Source organism: Cryobacterium gelidum, from assembly GCF_004403985.1.
In the GTDB taxonomy this organism is placed as follows: Bacteria; Actinomycetota; Actinomycetes; order Actinomycetales; family Microbacteriaceae; genus Cryobacterium; species Cryobacterium gelidum.
The window spans coordinates 291,440-305,130 of record NZ_SOHL01000013.1 but is presented as its reverse complement, the minus strand read 5'-3'; the positions used below and the strand labels follow the sequence as shown (position 1 = coordinate 305,130).

Sequence of the window (13,691 nt, the reverse complement as noted above, 5' to 3'; positions counted from 1 at the left end):
TCACCCGTAGCGGGGGACTCCACTGCTGCGACCACTGATTCAGATCGAGGTAGAGCAATGAACCGGATGATTGTGGTCGGCATCGACGAATCGGCTGCCGGCGAGACCGCCCTCGCCTGGGCCATGGCCCGGGCCGACAGCGTCAAAAGCGCGGTGACCCTCGTGCACACCGTGTACGAAACCTGGCTGGCCGACGGCTACGGCTACTACGACTCCATTCTCGACGCCGAGAAGAAACTGCTCACCGAGGCCGGAGCCCGCGCCGCAACTCTGGCCCCCGCCGTGGCCACCCGCACCGACCTTCGCACCGGCAGCGCCCCGCGCGTGCTCAGCGAGCTGTCCAAAGACGCCGACCTCATCGTTGTGGGCACAGACCGCAAGGGCCGGGTTGAGGGCGAATTGTTTGGCAGCGTGAGCCTGCAGATTGCCGCGCTGGCTGCCTGTCCCGTCGCCGTTATCCCCTCGTTGCCCGAAACCGTGCGCTCCGGCATCTACGTCGGCGTCGACGGGTCGGCCGATTCGATCGCCGCAGTGACGTTCGCCGCCGCCGAGGCCGACCGCACCGGCCAGGATTTGTACGCCCTTTACGCGGTACACCTGCCGAACCGTCGTGTGCTGCGCAGAATTCCGGCCGACGCCGTGACCGAGCGCATGGACGAAGAACGCGTCGTGCTCGCCCAATCCGTGGCCGGTCTCACCGCGCGTTACCCCGACCTCGTGGTGCATCAGGTTCTCGAGACCGACGAATCGCCAGCCCGCGCGCTCGTCGCCGCGGCCCAGCATGCCCAGATGCTGGTGGTCGGCAGCCGGGGCCGGGGCTCGCTGCAGCGCCTGCTGATGGGTTCGGTCAGCCACGAGGTGCTACTGCACATCACCTGCCCGACGATTGTCACCAGAACCAGCCGGAAGTAGGGTCATCACCACCCAGTCGTGCCAAGGTGAGAACACCAGATGGCACGCTGAGGGTGGGGGAGGACGATGACGGATCAGACCGCCACCGAACTTGCCCTCACCCAGGAACGCATGCGCGGCCTGCTCGACGCTGTCGTATCGGTGGCTGAAGACCTCAGCCTCGAAGCGGTGCTCGAACGCGTCGTCACGGCGGCCTGCCAGCTCGTGCAGGCCCGTTTCGGCGCCCTCGGCGTGATCGGCCCCGACCAGGCACTCAGCCACTTCGTCACCGTGGGCTTTGACCAGGAGACGATTCGTCAGATCGGCGCCCTGCCGGTCGGGCACGGCGTGCTCGGCCTGCTCATTCGCGAACCCCATCCCCTTCGCCTGCACGATCTGCACGATCACCCGGACTCCTTCGGCTTTCCCGCACATCACCTGCCGATGAAGTCGTTTCTCGGCGTTCCGGTGCGGGTGCGCGACACGGTCTTCGGCAACCTTTATCTCACCGAGAAAGAAGGTGGCGGCGACTTCACGGACGAAGACCAGGAACTGGCCGTCGCGCTCGCCGCGGCTGCCGGCGTCACGATCGAGAACGCTCGTCTCTACGATGAGTCCCGTGCCCGCTCAGGTTGGCTCGAAGCGGTCGCTGCGATGGGCCGCGACCTGCTGCGACCGGTCGACGGGGACGGCGACGGTCTCAATCTCGTCGTTCAGCGGGTACTCGCGGCGTCGGGCGCCGAACTGGCCGTGATCGGGTTTCCCACCGACGACAGCCTCTACTGTGCGGCCGCGGCCGGCACCAGCACTGCTGGCATTGCTGGCACTGCAGCTGCCACGACCGCCGCGGCGCTGGTCGGCGCGACCGTACTGCTGCAGCCCGGCGTTCTGCGCGAGCTGCAGGCTACCGGCCGGTCCGTCACACTCGCCCGCCCGCCCCTGCAGAGCGCGGATACCGCGCCCGGCTCGGCTGCCCAGTGGTCGCAGTTGGGTTCCACGCTCATTGCTGCCCTGGGCCCGGCCGGCGACGGGCAGGGAGTCATCTTGCTGTCGCGCGCACCCGCATCCACTGGATACAGCCTCACCGATGTGGAGATGAGCGCGGTATTCGGTACCCAGGTGTCGCTCGCCCTGGAACTGGCCTCGGTGCATCGCATGCGCGAAGAGCAGGCCGTGCTCGGTGACCGCGACCGCATCGCCCGCGACCTGCACGACCTGGTCATTCAGCGGCTATTCGCCGCCGGGCTGAGCATACAGAGTTTGCGACGGTTCACCAACGATTCCGTAGCGCTCGACCGCATCAACGCCGTCACCACCGAGCTCGATGACACCATCCGCGAGTTGCGCGACACGATCTATTCGCTGCGCGGCATGGCGCAGGACACCGGCACGCTCAGCAGCCGCATTCTGACCGTGATCAAGGAGGGCGCGGCGAGTCTGTCGTATGCGCCGCGCATCCGCTTGTCAGGGCCGATCGACGCGCCGCTCGCTGATGACCTGAGCAGCAGCCTGCTCGCGGTCATCTCGGAGGGGCTCAGCAATGCTGCGCGGCATTCCCAGGCGAGCGCGATCGACATCTCGGTCGACGCCGACACTGATCGCATCAAACTTGTCATCGCCGACAACGGCTGCGGGTTCATTAAACCCATCCGGCGCAGCGGCCTCGACAACCTCAAGGAGCGCGCGACGCTGCTCGGCGGAAAGTTCTCGGTGCGCAGCGTTTTGGGCGAGGGAACGCGGTTGCGCTGGTCGGTGCCGGTGCCGGAGGTTACCGTGGGTGTTCGTCTCCACGTTTCGCGACGTACACGGCAGCCTGGGTTCGGCGCTGAAAATCCAGCTTCGCCAGCATCGACGACACGTAGTTCTTGACCGTTTTCTCGGCCAGAAACATGGTCTTACCGATTTCACGGTTGGTCAGGCCGTCGCCGATCAGGTCGAGAACTTTGCGTTCCTGGGCGGTGAGTGAGGCGAGCCGGGCGTCTTGCGGATCGGCCAGCCCGGCGATGATGCTCGCCTTGAGCGTCGGATCGAACAGGGATTCCCCAGCGGCCGCGCGCTGGATCTTGCCGAGCAGGTCGGTACTGCGAATCTCCTTCAACACGTAGCCGGCCGCACCCGCCAGCACCGCACCGCGCAGCGCCTGCTCGTCGTCGTAGCTGGTGAGGATGAGGCACTGCTGGGTGGGGTTGACCGAACGTACGTCGCGGCAGACCTCGATGCCCGTGCCGTCGGGCAGGCGGGCGTCGAGAATGGCCACATCGGGGCGAAGCTGCAAAATCATGACGGTGGCTTCCGCTGCGAGGCCGCTGTCGGCGACGACGTTGAAACCTTCACCCTCGAGAAGTTCACGCAGGCCGCGGCGCACCAGTTCATGGTCGTCGAGAATGAAGACGCGAATGGCGTCGGCAGCGGTCGCCTCCATTGTCGTCGGGGGCGCGCTGTGCGGCGGGTTCATGGTGGTCCTTCCCGAATGAGCACGCAGGCTTTACGTATTCTCAGTGTCGCGTGCGTCCGTGACCGGCGACTAGGGCCAAAGGTCCGGTCTTCAGGACCGCACCAGCCGGGCGATGGCCGCCGATGCCTCCTGCAGCTTGGCCTCGGCTTCGGTGCCACCGGCCATGGCCGCGTGTAACACGCAGTGGTTGAGGTGGTCGTCGAGCAGGCCGAGAGCAACCGATTCGAGAGCGCTCGTCATGGCTGAGATCTGGGTCAAAATGTCGATGCAGTACTTGTCGTCGGTGACCATGCCCTGCAGCCCGCGGGCTTGGCCCTCGATGCGGCGCAGGCGTTTCAGGTAGGCGTCCTTGTTCGAGATGTAGCCGTGTGGGCCGTCGTGGGTCTCGGCCGGGTCTGACTCGTGCATGACAATGTCCTCTGCGTCGCTCATGAATCCCCCGTTTCCTACTGTACCCCCTCGGGGTATAGTAGGGGATCAGTACCCCCAAGGGGTATGCTCGAAGGAAGGCCCATTCGAGGGTAGAAGACAGTGAGGTACCACCATGAGCACCACGACCGCCTACGGCGTTGACGGAATGACCTGCGGCCACTGCGTCGCGAGCGTGACCGAAGAGATCGGCCTCATCGCGGGTGCCGAAAACGTCACCGTGGAACTGGTCAAGGGTGGCACCTCGCAGGTCACCGTCACGAGTGCCGACACGTTGGACCGCGCCCTGGTCGCCGCAGCCGTCGAGGAGGCGGGCTACCAGCTGGTCGCCGCGGCCTGATGACCTCAGACCTCGGCCAGCAGGTCGATCTCCTCGTCGGGGGGATGACCTGCACCTCCTGTGCGGCCCGCATCGAGAAGAAACTCAACCGGATGCCCGGGGTCGCCGCCACGGTCAACTACGCCACCGAAAAGGCGAGCGTCTTCGTGCCCGCCGGCACGAGTGTCGACGATGCCATCAAGACCATCGAAGCCACCGGTTACACGGCCGTACAGCCGCTGCCGACTCCGCCGAACTCCAGCGTGCCCGACGCCGCCGAGCTGGAGGTGTCGGCCCTGCGCCAACGTCTGCTGTTGTCAGCCGCGCTGACCCTGCCGGTCGCCGCCCTGTCGATGATTCCCGTGCTGCAGTTCGACAACTGGCAGTGGCTGGCCCTGACCCTCGCGGCCCCCGTCGCCACCTGGGGTGCCTGGCCATTCCACCGCGCAGCCTGGGTGAACGCCCGCCACGGAGCCGCGACCATGGACACCCTGGTCAGCGTCGGCGTGCTCGCCGCCCTCGGCTGGTCGCTCTACGCCCTGTTCTTCGGCATGGCCGGAATGGCCGGCATGACCATGAGCTTCACCTTCTCGGCCACCCCGGGAAGCGGCACCGACGAGATCTATCTCGAGGTGGCATCCGCTGTCACTGTGTTTATTCTGGCCGGTCGCTACGCGGAAGCGCGGGCCAAGCGCAACTCCGGCGCGGCACTGCAGGCACTGCTCGAACTCGGCGCGAAGGAGACCACGCTGTTGCGAGACGGCGTGGAGAGTCGCATCAGCACCGCGCTGCTCGTGGCCGGCGACCAGTTTGTCGTGCGACCGGGGGAAAAGGTCGCGACCGACGGGGTGATCGTTGATGGGTCATCCGCTATCGATGCGAGCCTGCTCACCGGCGAATCGGTGCCGATCGAGGTTGGGCCCGGCGACAGCGTTGTGGGCGCCACCCTGAATTCCGGCGGGCGCCTCGTGGTGCGGGCGACGCAGGTCGGCGCCGATACCGAGCTGGCCCACATCGGCCGGCTGGTGGAGCAGGCGCAGACCGGCAAGGCCGAGGTGCAGCGCCTGGCCGATCGGGTCTCCGGCGTGTTCGTGCCGATCGTGATCGGGCTGGCCCTGGCCACTCTGGTCGGCTGGCTGCTGGTCGGCGCGGGCGCTGCGATGGCGTTCACCGCAGCCGTGGCGACGCTTATCATTGCCTGCCCATGCGCGCTCGGGCTGGCCACGCCGACCGCGTTGCTGGTGGGGACCGGGCGTGGTGCCCAACTCGGCATTCTGATCAAGGGACCGCAGGTTCTGGAATCCACGCGCCGCGTCGACACGATCGTTCTCGACAAGACCGGCACGGTCACCACCGGGCGTATGACGCTCTCGAACGTCGACGTGCACGAGTGTGGCGATGAAAACGAGCTCCTGCTGCTGGCGGGGGCGGCAGAGAGCGGGTCGGAGCACCCGATCGCGCGCGCCATCACCGCGGGTGCCCGCGACCGGCTGGGAGCGTTGCCCGACGCGTCGGCGTTTCTATCGGAGCAGGGGCTCGGAGTGCAGGCGACGGTGGGTGGGCGACAGATTCTGGTCGGTCGACCGGCGTGGCTCATCGAGCGGTGGAGCCTGACCGTGCCGACCGAGTTGCAGGCCATGATGAGCACCGCCGAGACGCGCGGCAGGACGGCCGTGATGGTCGCCTGGGAGGGCAAGGTGCGCGGAATAATCACGGTTGGCGACACGATCAAGCCCACGAGTGCCGGTGCGATCGCTCAGTTTCGTGCGATGGGCCTGACGCCCATGCTCGTCACCGGCGACAATTTCGCCGTGGCGGAGAGTGTCGCGGCCGAGGTCGGCATCACCGACGTCACCGCGGGGGTGCTACCCGAAGGCAAGGCTCGGGTTATTCGCGAGCTGCAGTCGCAGGGGCGCGTGGTCGCCATGGTCGGGGACGGCGTGAACGATGCGGTCGCTCTCGCCACGGCCGACCTGGGCATTGCCATGGGTACGGGTACCGACGTGGCCATCGAAGCGAGCGACCTCACCCTCATGCGGAGCGATTTGCTCGCAGCAGCGGATGCCATCCGGCTGTCTCGCCGCACCCTGACGACGATCAAGGCCAACCTGTTCTGGGCCTTCGCCTACAACGTCGCGGCGATTCCGCTCGCGATGGCCGGACTGCTCAATCCACTCATCGCGGGCGCCGCGATGGCCCTGTCGTCTGTCTTCGTGGTGACCAACAGCCTGCGCCTGCGTGGGTTCCGAGCGCTGCCGACCCCCTGACGCGCACCTCAGTTCGCGGGCTTGCGGAGCCGGGCGCACGTTAGGTTGTCGGGCGCACGATAGAAAGTGCGCCCGGTTGCACAAGGTGGGCCCGGAGCAAGCTGCTGCTGCTGCTGCCGCCAACAATGCGGATGCCGCCGCGGCTCTGCGTTTGCGCGCGTATACCCTCTAGGGTATCCTGACGACGGAGGTAAACGTGAAAATCATCATCGTGGGCGGGGTTGCGGGCGGAATGTCAGCGGCGACCAGGTTGCGCCGACTCGACGAGGCGGCCGAGATCATCGTGTTCGAGCGCGGGCACTACGTGTCGTTTGCGAACTGCGGTCTGCCGTATTTCGTGGGGGGAGTCATCCGTGATCGCGACGACCTGCTGTTGCAGACCCCGGAATCCCTCGGTAGCCGCTTCGGGCTCGACGTGCGCATCGATACCGAGGTCGTGCGGATCGACCGCGTCGCCCAGACCGTCTCGGTGCGCAATCTGCTCACCGGCGCCGAAACGGTGGAGGGCTACGATCGCCTCGTGCTCGCCGCCGGCGCCACCGCCCGCTCCGGTGCGTCCGAGGACGGCACGATTCCCACCCACACACTGCGCACGGTCGACGACGTCGACCACATCACCGCGGTGCTGGCGAGTAAGGGCGCGGCATCCGCTGTGGTCATCGGCGGCGGATTCATCGGCCTCGAAGCCGTCGAGAACCTCGTGCTCCGCGGCGTGCACGTTACGCTCGTGCAGCGTGGACCCCAGATTTTCACCCCCCTCGATGCGGAAATGGCCGCGCCGGTGCTCGACCGGCTGCGCGAACGCGGCGTCGACGTGCGACTGAGCACGACCGTCAGCAGCGCCTCCGCCCCCGGCGTCGTGACACTCAGTGACGGCACGACCGTGCCCGCCGACCTGGTGATCGACGCGAGCGGCGTGCGCCCCGACCTGACCCTCGCTGAGCGGGCCGGCCTCAGAATCGGCGAGAACGGTGGCATCTGGGTTGACGGCACCCAGGCCACGAGCGACCCGCTCATCTTCGCGGTCGGCGACGGCGTGGAGAAAACGGATGCCGTCGACGGCTCCGGCGCGCTCGTCACCATGGCCGGCCTCGCCAACCGCCACGGGCGCTCCGTCGCCGACAGCATCGCCGGCACCCCCGAGCAGGCCACCCCGGCCCTCGGCACCGGAATCGTCGGAATCTTCGGCCTGACCGTGGCACTGGTCGGCTGGAACGAGAAGCGCCTCGTCGCCGCTGGGCGTGCCCATCGCATCGCGCACACCCACCCCGCCAACCACGCCGGCTACTATCCCGGCGCGCAGGGGATGTCCATCAAACTGCTCATCGACGCCGAGACCGACGCCATCCTCGGCGCGCAGATCGTGGGTGGTGCGGGGGTGGACAAGCGCATCGACGTGCTGGCGGTCGCGATGGCGGCCGGGCTGAGCGCCTCCGCTTTGACGCGTCTCGAACTCGCCTACGCACCGCAGTACGCCTCGGCGAAAGACCCGATCAACCAGCTCGGCTACGTCGCCGACAACCTCGCGCAGGGTGCGAGCCAGAGTCTGCAGTGGCACGAGCTGGATGCGGCCCGCACGAATGGCGCCGTGCTCGTCGACGTGCGCTCCGCGGGCGAATTCGCTGCGGGCAGCATTCCCGGAGCGCTCAACGTATCGCTCGACGACCTGCGCGCGCGGCAAGACGAACTGCCGCGGGTGCCGCTGATCGTGCACTGCCAGGTTGGCCAGCGCGGGCACACCGCCGCTCGTATTCTCACCCAGCACGGATTCGACGTGCGCAATCTCGACGGCGGCTATCGCACCTGGCTTGCTGGAACGTCTAGCATTATTGTTCCCCCCACTGCTGAAAGGGTCCTTGCATGAAGGAGATCACCGTTACCGAGCTGTCCGCGCTCGCCGAGCCCGTCGTGATCGATGTGCGCGAACTGTGGGAGTACGAAGCCGCCCACGTGCCCGGAGTGACGCACATTCCGATGAGCGAGGTCGTCGCACGAATAAGCGAGATTCCAGCGGATGTGCCGGTGCACGTCATCTGCGCCATCGGCGGACGCAGCGCGCAGGTGACCGAGTACCTGGCTGCGACGGGCCACGACGCCATCAACATTGCCGGCGGCACCACTGCCTGGCAGCGGGCCGGGCTTCCCACCGAGCAGGGAGCCTGAGATGGGGATCGAACCCGTCGCGGACACCCGGGCCGCCGAGCAGAAGAAACTTCTCAACCGGCTGCGCCGCGCGCAGGGGCAGCTGAACGCGGTGATCGCCGCGGTGGAGGGCGGCGGCAACTGCCGCGACGTCGTCACTCAGCTCGCGGCCGTGTCGAGCGCTCTCGACAAGGCCGGCTTCGTCATCGTGTCGACCGCGATGCGCGACTGCCTGGAGAATCCCGACAACGAGAACTCGCTCACGGTGGCTGAGCTTGAGAAATTGTTCCTGACACTCGCATAGCGCCCTGACGGGGCATTCGCGCGCCGGGCCTGGCCGCGGGTTTAGGCGCAGCAGGAACCGGCGTCGGTGCCGCCGGTGGAACAGACGCCGGTCTCGGGCAGCACGAGCGCAACCGTGCGAGCGGCCTGCCAATTTCCGGCAAGCTCGTCGGCGATTGAACGCACCTGCTCGTACCCGGTGGCGAGCAGGAATGTCGGTGCCCGCCCGAAGCTCTTCATTCCGGCAATGTAGAAATTGGGCTCGGGGTGGGTGAGCACGTCGACGCCATGGGCAGGTACGGTTCCGCAACTATGCAGGTTCGGATCGATCAGCGGAGCCAGCAATCGCGGCGCCTCGACGATCTCGTCGAGCGAGAGGCGAATCTCCCTCAGCGGCACAAGATCGGGCCGGAACCCGGTGGCCGTCACAACCAGGTCTACGACGATGGTGTCAACGCGCACGCGGCCGCCCGCTTCGACCGGCGCGGGGCCACCGTCGTCGGGCGAGCCAAGGCCAAGGCGACGCCCCACGACCGCGACGCGACCATCGGTCGAGCGCTGCACGTCGTCGATTTCAAACCGGTCGACCAGGGTGATCCGTCCGAGCTCGACCAGCGCCTGGACGCGGGCGCCGAGAGAACCGCGGGCGGCGAGCTCATCCTGTTCCGACCCAAATACCCGCTCCGGGCTCGCCGCGCGAATGGCCCAGGTGATGGTGGTGTCGGGTTCGTCGTCGGCGAGCCGCGCCAGGTCGATCAGGGTGTTCGCTGCCGAGTGTCCGGCGCCGACCACGAGCGTGTGACGGCCAGTGAACCGGGCCCGATCGGCGCCGAGCACGTCGGGCAGGGCTGGCAGGATACTGCCGCGCACCTCGTCAGCGTGCAGGGGATCCAGTCCAGAGGCGACGAGGCCGTTTGGCGTGCCGTGCGTGCCGGATGCGTCGATGACGGCGCGGGCCTCGTAATCGAGGGTGCCGACATCCGTGTGCACCCGCAGTACGAACGGTGTACCGGCACGGTTCGTCGAGCGACTGCGATCCATGCCCTGACGACTGACCGCGACGACGGTCGAGTTGAAGCGGATGCGACCGGCCAGCTCCGGCGTCGCGGCGAGCGGCACAAGGTACCGTTCGACCAGGTCGCGTCCGAGCGGCAGAGCCGTGAGGTCGGCAGGCGCCTGCCAGCCGGCACGGGTGAGCAGGCGAGCGCTCGCCGCATCAATGAGGTACTCCCAGGGTGTGAACAAACGGATGTGGCCCCAGCTGGAGACCGCCGCGCCCGCCGCGCCGCCCGCCTCGAAGATCACGACGTCAATGCCGCGTTCCTGCAGCTGGGCAGCAGCAGCCAGGCCGACCGGCCCGGCGCCGATGATGGCCACGGGCAGCCCCGCAAGCCTCGAGTCGTCGGTTCGCGGCGGCAGGGAGAGGGTCAGGAGCTCGGACACTCAGTGCTCCGCAACCGGGGCGACACCGAGCCCCACCAGCATTGCGCTGACGTTCGTCTTGATTTGGTCGCGAATGCGACGTACCTCATCGATCGACTGGCCAGCCGGGTCGAGGAGTTCCCAGTCCACGTAGCGTTTTCCGGGGTAGATCGGGCAGGCGTCGCCGCAGCCCATGGTGATCACGATGTCTGCCGCCTGCACCACATCGTCGGTGAGTGGTTTGGGAAAGGACTCGTTCAGTGACAGGCCAAGTTCGTTCATGACCTGCACCACGGTCGGATTGAGTTCCGAGGACGGCATCGAACCGGCCGACCGCACGTGCACGGCACCGCCGGACAGCGCGTTGGTGAACACGGCGGCCATCTGCGAGCGTCCGGCATTTTGCTCGCACACAAACAGAACCTCGGGCACCGGGTGTTCAATGGCACCCTTGGCCTGGGCGAGCGCGGTAAGGCGCTCTCGGGCAAAACTCGACGTGCGGGTCGTCAGGTGCGCCTTCACGCTCGACGTGCGTAGCAGCCCGGTATAGGACTCGAGCACGTATCGCTCGACCGTCTCGGCAGCGAAGATGCCGTGAAATCGCTCGGCGAGGTCACTGGACAGACGCTTGAGCGACTCTTCGGGATAGCTGAGGCCGGGCAGCGCGCGGCGGTCGCTCACGTTCGTCAAGGTCAGGCCTGGACCGGCAGGATCTCGGCGAGCAGCGCCTCGATACGCGTCTTGATCTCATCACGGATGGGTCGCACGCTCTCGATGCCCTGGCCGGCCGGGTCGTCGAGCTGCCAGTCTTCGTAACGCTTGCCCGGAAAGATCGGGCAGGCGTCGCCGCAGCCCATGGTGATGACCACATCGGACTGCCTGACGGCCTCGGTCGTGAGAATTTTCGGCACGTTGCCCGCGATATCGATGCCCTCTTCGGCCATCGCGGCGATCGCGACCGGGTTGATCTGGTCCTTGGGTTCGGACCCGGCCGAGAACACGTCGACGCGACCCTGCGCCAGGGCGGTCAGAAAACCGGCGGCCATCTGCGAGCGGCCAGCGTTGTGCACACAGACGAAGAGAACTGAAGGTTTTTCGATGGTCATGTTTGGCTTCTTTCGGTTAGACGAGGGTGCGAGCGGATGCCGCGGTCGGCGTCGGCGCGTCGGTCGCCGGCATCCGCTCGGGAAACAGACGGGGCTTTAGCCACAGCGCGACGTAGACCAGGGCGACGAGCGCCGGCACCTCGATCAGCGGACCGACGATGCCGGCCAGGGCCTGGCCGCTGAGCGCGCCGAAGGTGCCGATCGCGACGGCGATGGCGAGTTCGAAGTTGTTGCCGGCGGCCGTGAAGGCAAGCGTCGTGGTGCGCTCGTAGGTCATGCGCAGCAGGCGTCCGGTGAGAAAACCGACCAGGAACATGACCGCGAAGTAGACCAGCATCGGCAGCGCGATCCGCGCGACATCACCGGGGTGGTCGATGACCTGCTGGCCTTGCAGGGCGAACAGCATCACGATCGTGAACAACAGCCCCCAGAGGGCGAAGGGGCCGACCCGCGGCAGAAAACGCCCCTCGTACCACTCGCGGCCGCGCCGGGCCTCGCCAATGCTGCGGGACAGGTAGCCGGCCAGCAGCGGGATGCCGAGGAACACCAGCACACTCGCGGTGATCGCCCAGATCGAGAACTCGGCGCTCGTGGTCGGCAGGCCGAGCCAGGCCGGAAGTATCTGCAGGTAGAACCAGCCCAGCGCGCCGAACGCGACGACCTGGAACACCGAGTTCACGGCGACGAGAAAGGCGGCGGCTTCGCGGTCGCCGCAGGCCAGGTCGTTCCAGATCAGCACCATGGCGATGCAGCGGGCGAGACCAACGATGATGAGGCCGGTGCGGTATTCCGGCAGGTCGGGTAGAAAAATCCAGGCCAGGGCGAACATGAGCGCCGGCCCGACCAGCCAGTTCAACAGCAGGGAGGAGACCAGCAGGCGCTTGTCGCCGGCTACGGCGCGGGCATCCGTGTAGCGAACCTTGGCGAGCACCGGGTACATCATGACGAGCAGCCCGATGGCGATCGGCACACTGATCGACCCGATCGTGAAGGCGTGCAGCAGGTCGCCGACGACCGGCACGTAAATGGCCAGCAGCAGGCCGAGGCCCATGGCGGCGATGATCCACACCGGCAGCAGCCGATCGATCGCGCCGAGTCGGGTGGGGGCGGGTGCCGTAATGCTCACGAATCTCCAAAGTTGGGACAGACCCGTTACGGCGACTCGCGGTAACATTGATTGTTGTCGATGCCTACGCTAGAACAATATATCGACCATTGTCAATCTAAGGAGTGTGTGTTCACGTGACGATTGCCCATTTCCTGCCACTGACCGACATCTCTCAAGCGGATGCTGCCGCCTGTTCCTCCCCGCTGGCCCGCGAGGCCATCGCCGCTGAACGCGCCGACGCCCTCGCTCACTCACTCAAGGCCCTCGCCGATCCGGCGCGGCTGCGCATCCTCTCGATCGTCTCCGCCCACGCCGACCAGGAAGCCTGCGTCTGCGACCTGACCGACCAGCTCACGCTGAGCCAGCCGACGATCTCGCACCACCTCAAGGTGCTCGTCGAAGCGGGCTTTCTGATCCGTGCCAAACGCGGAACCTGGTCGTACTACAGCCTCGTTCCCGGCTCCCTCACCGCCGTCGGCGCAGTGCTCGCCGCCATCTGACGCCTGCCGGTGATGCCGCAGGGGCGATCCCGGCCAGCCGCTGTTCGGCTCGCCCGGTTCGGCTCGCCCGGTTCGGCTCGCCCGGTTCGGTCACGCTCGCACCGGGCGCCCCTAGCCGGTCGGCCGAAATGCTGCCAAGCTGGCGGCACACCGGGAGTCGGGTTGTCAGGCTAAGGAGTCAGTCGTGAGCACCTACGTGATCGTCGGGGTGACACCGGGCCAGCCCGACACTATCGTGCTGGAGGCCGCCGCCTTTGCGGCCCAGTTTCATGCCGAGCTCGTCTGCGCCACGGTCGAGCCGGGCCGGTATGCCATTGATGAATTCAGCGACAACAGCATCGTGTCGCTGCCGGTCGACCCCGACCTGCTCGACCTGGACGACGACGGGTTCAACGTGGCGCTCCGGGCTCATCTGACGACCCTGCTCGACCGCCGCAATCTGGCCTGGTCGACGCGCGCGCTGGCAGGCGACCCGGCCCGGGCCCTGGCCGACCTTGCCGACACGCTCGACGCTGCGATGATCGTGGTGGGCACCCGTGAGTCCGGCATTCGCGCTGGTATCCAGGAGTTCTTCGGCGGCTCTGTTGCGGTGCACCTCGCGCACCGGCAGCACCGGCCGGTCGTAGTCATCCCGTTGGCACCGGTCGCCTTCCGCGACGAGCTGCCGTGGGCATCCACCGACTAGGGCATGTATTCTGGTCACGGCGAAGCATCCCGCCAGGGCAGGCGCGCGCACCGCTGGCGATTCCGACGGACGACACCCGCGATCC

Annotated in this window: 15 protein-coding genes; 9 read left to right on the top strand and 6 right to left on the bottom strand. The window is 67.2% G+C overall.

The genetic code is table 11. The features are described from left to right. Positions 1 to 57 precede the first annotated feature (57 nt). Together E3T50_RS07770 and E3T50_RS07765 are read left to right on the top strand one after the other, a co-directional pair. Positions 58 to 912 (top strand): universal stress protein, encoded by an 855-nt coding sequence (locus E3T50_RS07770; RefSeq protein ID WP_134551308.1) that lies wholly within the window; start codon positions 58 to 60, stop codon positions 910 to 912. Positions 913 to 978: 66 nt separating this feature from the next. Continuing rightward, entirely contained in the window at positions 979 to 2,760 is a 1,782-nt protein-coding gene (locus tag E3T50_RS07765) for a GAF domain-containing sensor histidine kinase (protein WP_134551307.1), read from the top strand. Here E3T50_RS07765 and E3T50_RS07760 read toward each other — a convergent pair. Together E3T50_RS07760 and E3T50_RS07755 are read right to left on the bottom strand one after the other, a co-directional pair. Continuing rightward, positions 2,660 to 3,346: a response regulator gene (locus E3T50_RS07760; RefSeq protein WP_134551306.1), complete on the bottom strand. Its 687-nt coding sequence runs from the start codon at positions 3,344 to 3,346 to the stop codon at positions 2,660 to 2,662. The two genes, E3T50_RS07765 and E3T50_RS07760, sit on opposite strands and share 101 nt — an antisense overlap. Positions 3,347 to 3,436: 90 nt before the next feature. Beyond that, the gene (locus tag E3T50_RS07755; RefSeq protein WP_134462231.1) at positions 3,437 to 3,754 is read right to left on the bottom strand and encodes a metal-sensitive transcriptional regulator; all 318 of its coding nucleotides are present in this window, start codon (positions 3,752 to 3,754) and stop codon (positions 3,437 to 3,439) included. Between the two features lie 136 nt (positions 3,755 to 3,890). On the opposite strand from E3T50_RS07755, the gene E3T50_RS07750 reads away from it, so the two are divergent. The 5 genes from E3T50_RS07750 to E3T50_RS07730 all read left to right on the top strand — a co-directional run bounded on the left by E3T50_RS07750 (position 3,891) and on the right by E3T50_RS07730 (position 8,807). After that, entirely contained in the window at positions 3,891 to 4,115 is a 225-nt protein-coding gene (locus E3T50_RS07750) for a heavy-metal-associated domain-containing protein (RefSeq protein ID WP_134461792.1), read from the top strand. Then, entirely contained in the window at positions 4,115 to 6,361 is a 2,247-nt protein-coding gene (locus tag E3T50_RS07745; protein WP_134551305.1) for a heavy metal translocating P-type ATPase, read from the top strand. Before E3T50_RS07750 ends, E3T50_RS07745 begins: the two co-directional genes overlap by 1 nt. Positions 6,362 to 6,557: 196 nt before the next feature. Next, entirely contained in the window at positions 6,558 to 8,225 is a 1,668-nt protein-coding gene (locus E3T50_RS07740) for an FAD-dependent oxidoreductase (RefSeq protein WP_134551304.1), read from the top strand. Next, positions 8,222 to 8,524 (top strand): rhodanese-like domain-containing protein, encoded by a 303-nt coding sequence (locus tag E3T50_RS07735; protein WP_134551303.1) that lies wholly within the window; start codon positions 8,222 to 8,224, stop codon positions 8,522 to 8,524. The genes E3T50_RS07740 and E3T50_RS07735 overlap by 4 nt, the downstream gene beginning before the upstream one ends. Before the next feature lies 1 nt (position 8,525). Further along, the gene (locus E3T50_RS07730) at positions 8,526 to 8,807 is read left to right on the top strand and encodes a metal-sensitive transcriptional regulator (protein ID WP_134551302.1); all 282 of its coding nucleotides are present in this window, start codon (positions 8,526 to 8,528) and stop codon (positions 8,805 to 8,807) included. 41 nt (positions 8,808 to 8,848) lie between these two features. Here E3T50_RS07730 and E3T50_RS07725 read toward each other — a convergent pair whose 3' ends face one another. The 4 genes from E3T50_RS07725 to arsB are packed head-to-tail and all read right to left on the bottom strand — an operon-like array spanning position 8,849 to position 12,439. Continuing rightward, complete coding sequence (locus E3T50_RS07725; RefSeq protein WP_134551301.1) at positions 8,849 to 10,228, bottom strand: FAD-dependent oxidoreductase; 1,380 nt, start codon at positions 10,226 to 10,228, stop codon at positions 8,849 to 8,851. Then, on the bottom strand, positions 10,229 to 10,888 hold the full coding sequence (locus E3T50_RS07720; protein WP_241990818.1) for an arsenate reductase ArsC: 660 nt from the start codon (positions 10,886 to 10,888) through the stop codon (positions 10,229 to 10,231). Positions 10,889 to 10,899: 11 nt separating this feature from the next. After that, positions 10,900 to 11,313 (bottom strand): arsenate reductase ArsC, encoded by a 414-nt coding sequence (locus tag E3T50_RS07715; protein WP_134551299.1) that lies wholly within the window; start codon positions 11,311 to 11,313, stop codon positions 10,900 to 10,902. Between the two features lie 16 nt (positions 11,314 to 11,329). Beyond that, positions 11,330 to 12,439, bottom strand: a complete 1,110-nt coding sequence (arsB, locus tag E3T50_RS07710; RefSeq protein WP_255454274.1) for an ACR3 family arsenite efflux transporter — start codon at positions 12,437 to 12,439, stop codon at positions 11,330 to 11,332. A gap of 116 nt (positions 12,440 to 12,555) precedes the next feature. On the opposite strand from arsB, the gene E3T50_RS07705 reads away from it, so the two are divergent. Both E3T50_RS07705 and E3T50_RS07700 read left to right on the top strand, forming a co-directional pair. Further along, positions 12,556 to 12,921 carry an ArsR/SmtB family transcription factor gene (locus E3T50_RS07705; protein ID WP_134551297.1) on the top strand — a complete coding sequence of 122 codons (366 nt, stop codon included), beginning with the start codon at positions 12,556 to 12,558 and terminating at the stop codon, positions 12,919 to 12,921. A 184-nt stretch (positions 12,922 to 13,105) separates the two neighbouring features. Next, positions 13,106 to 13,606, top strand: coding sequence for a universal stress protein (locus tag E3T50_RS07700; protein WP_134461761.1), 501 nt, complete (start codon positions 13,106 to 13,108; stop codon positions 13,604 to 13,606). Positions 13,607 to 13,691 lie beyond the last annotated feature (85 nt).

Coding starts and splice junctions, on each gene's coding strand:
- E3T50_RS07770 (WP_134551308.1), top strand. CDS start 58: ATGAACCGGATGATTGTGGTCGGCATCGACGAATCGGCTGCCGGCGAG.
- E3T50_RS07765 (WP_134551307.1), top strand. CDS start 979: ATGACGGATCAGACCGCCACCGAACTTGCCCTCACCCAGGAACGCATG.
- E3T50_RS07760 (WP_134551306.1), bottom strand. CDS start 3,346: ATGAACCCGCCGCACAGCGCGCCCCCGACGACAATGGAGGCGACCGCT.
- E3T50_RS07755 (WP_134462231.1), bottom strand. CDS start 3,754: ATGCACGAGTCAGACCCGGCCGAGACCCACGACGGCCCACACGGCTAC.
- E3T50_RS07750 (WP_134461792.1), top strand. CDS start 3,891: ATGAGCACCACGACCGCCTACGGCGTTGACGGAATGACCTGCGGCCAC.
- E3T50_RS07745 (WP_134551305.1), top strand. CDS start 4,115: ATGACCTCAGACCTCGGCCAGCAGGTCGATCTCCTCGTCGGGGGGATG.
- E3T50_RS07735 (WP_134551303.1), top strand. CDS start 8,222: ATGAAGGAGATCACCGTTACCGAGCTGTCCGCGCTCGCCGAGCCCGTC.
- E3T50_RS07730 (WP_134551302.1), top strand. CDS start 8,526: ATGGGGATCGAACCCGTCGCGGACACCCGGGCCGCCGAGCAGAAGAAA.
- E3T50_RS07715 (WP_134551299.1), bottom strand. CDS start 11,313: ATGACCATCGAAAAACCTTCAGTTCTCTTCGTCTGTGTGCACAACGCT.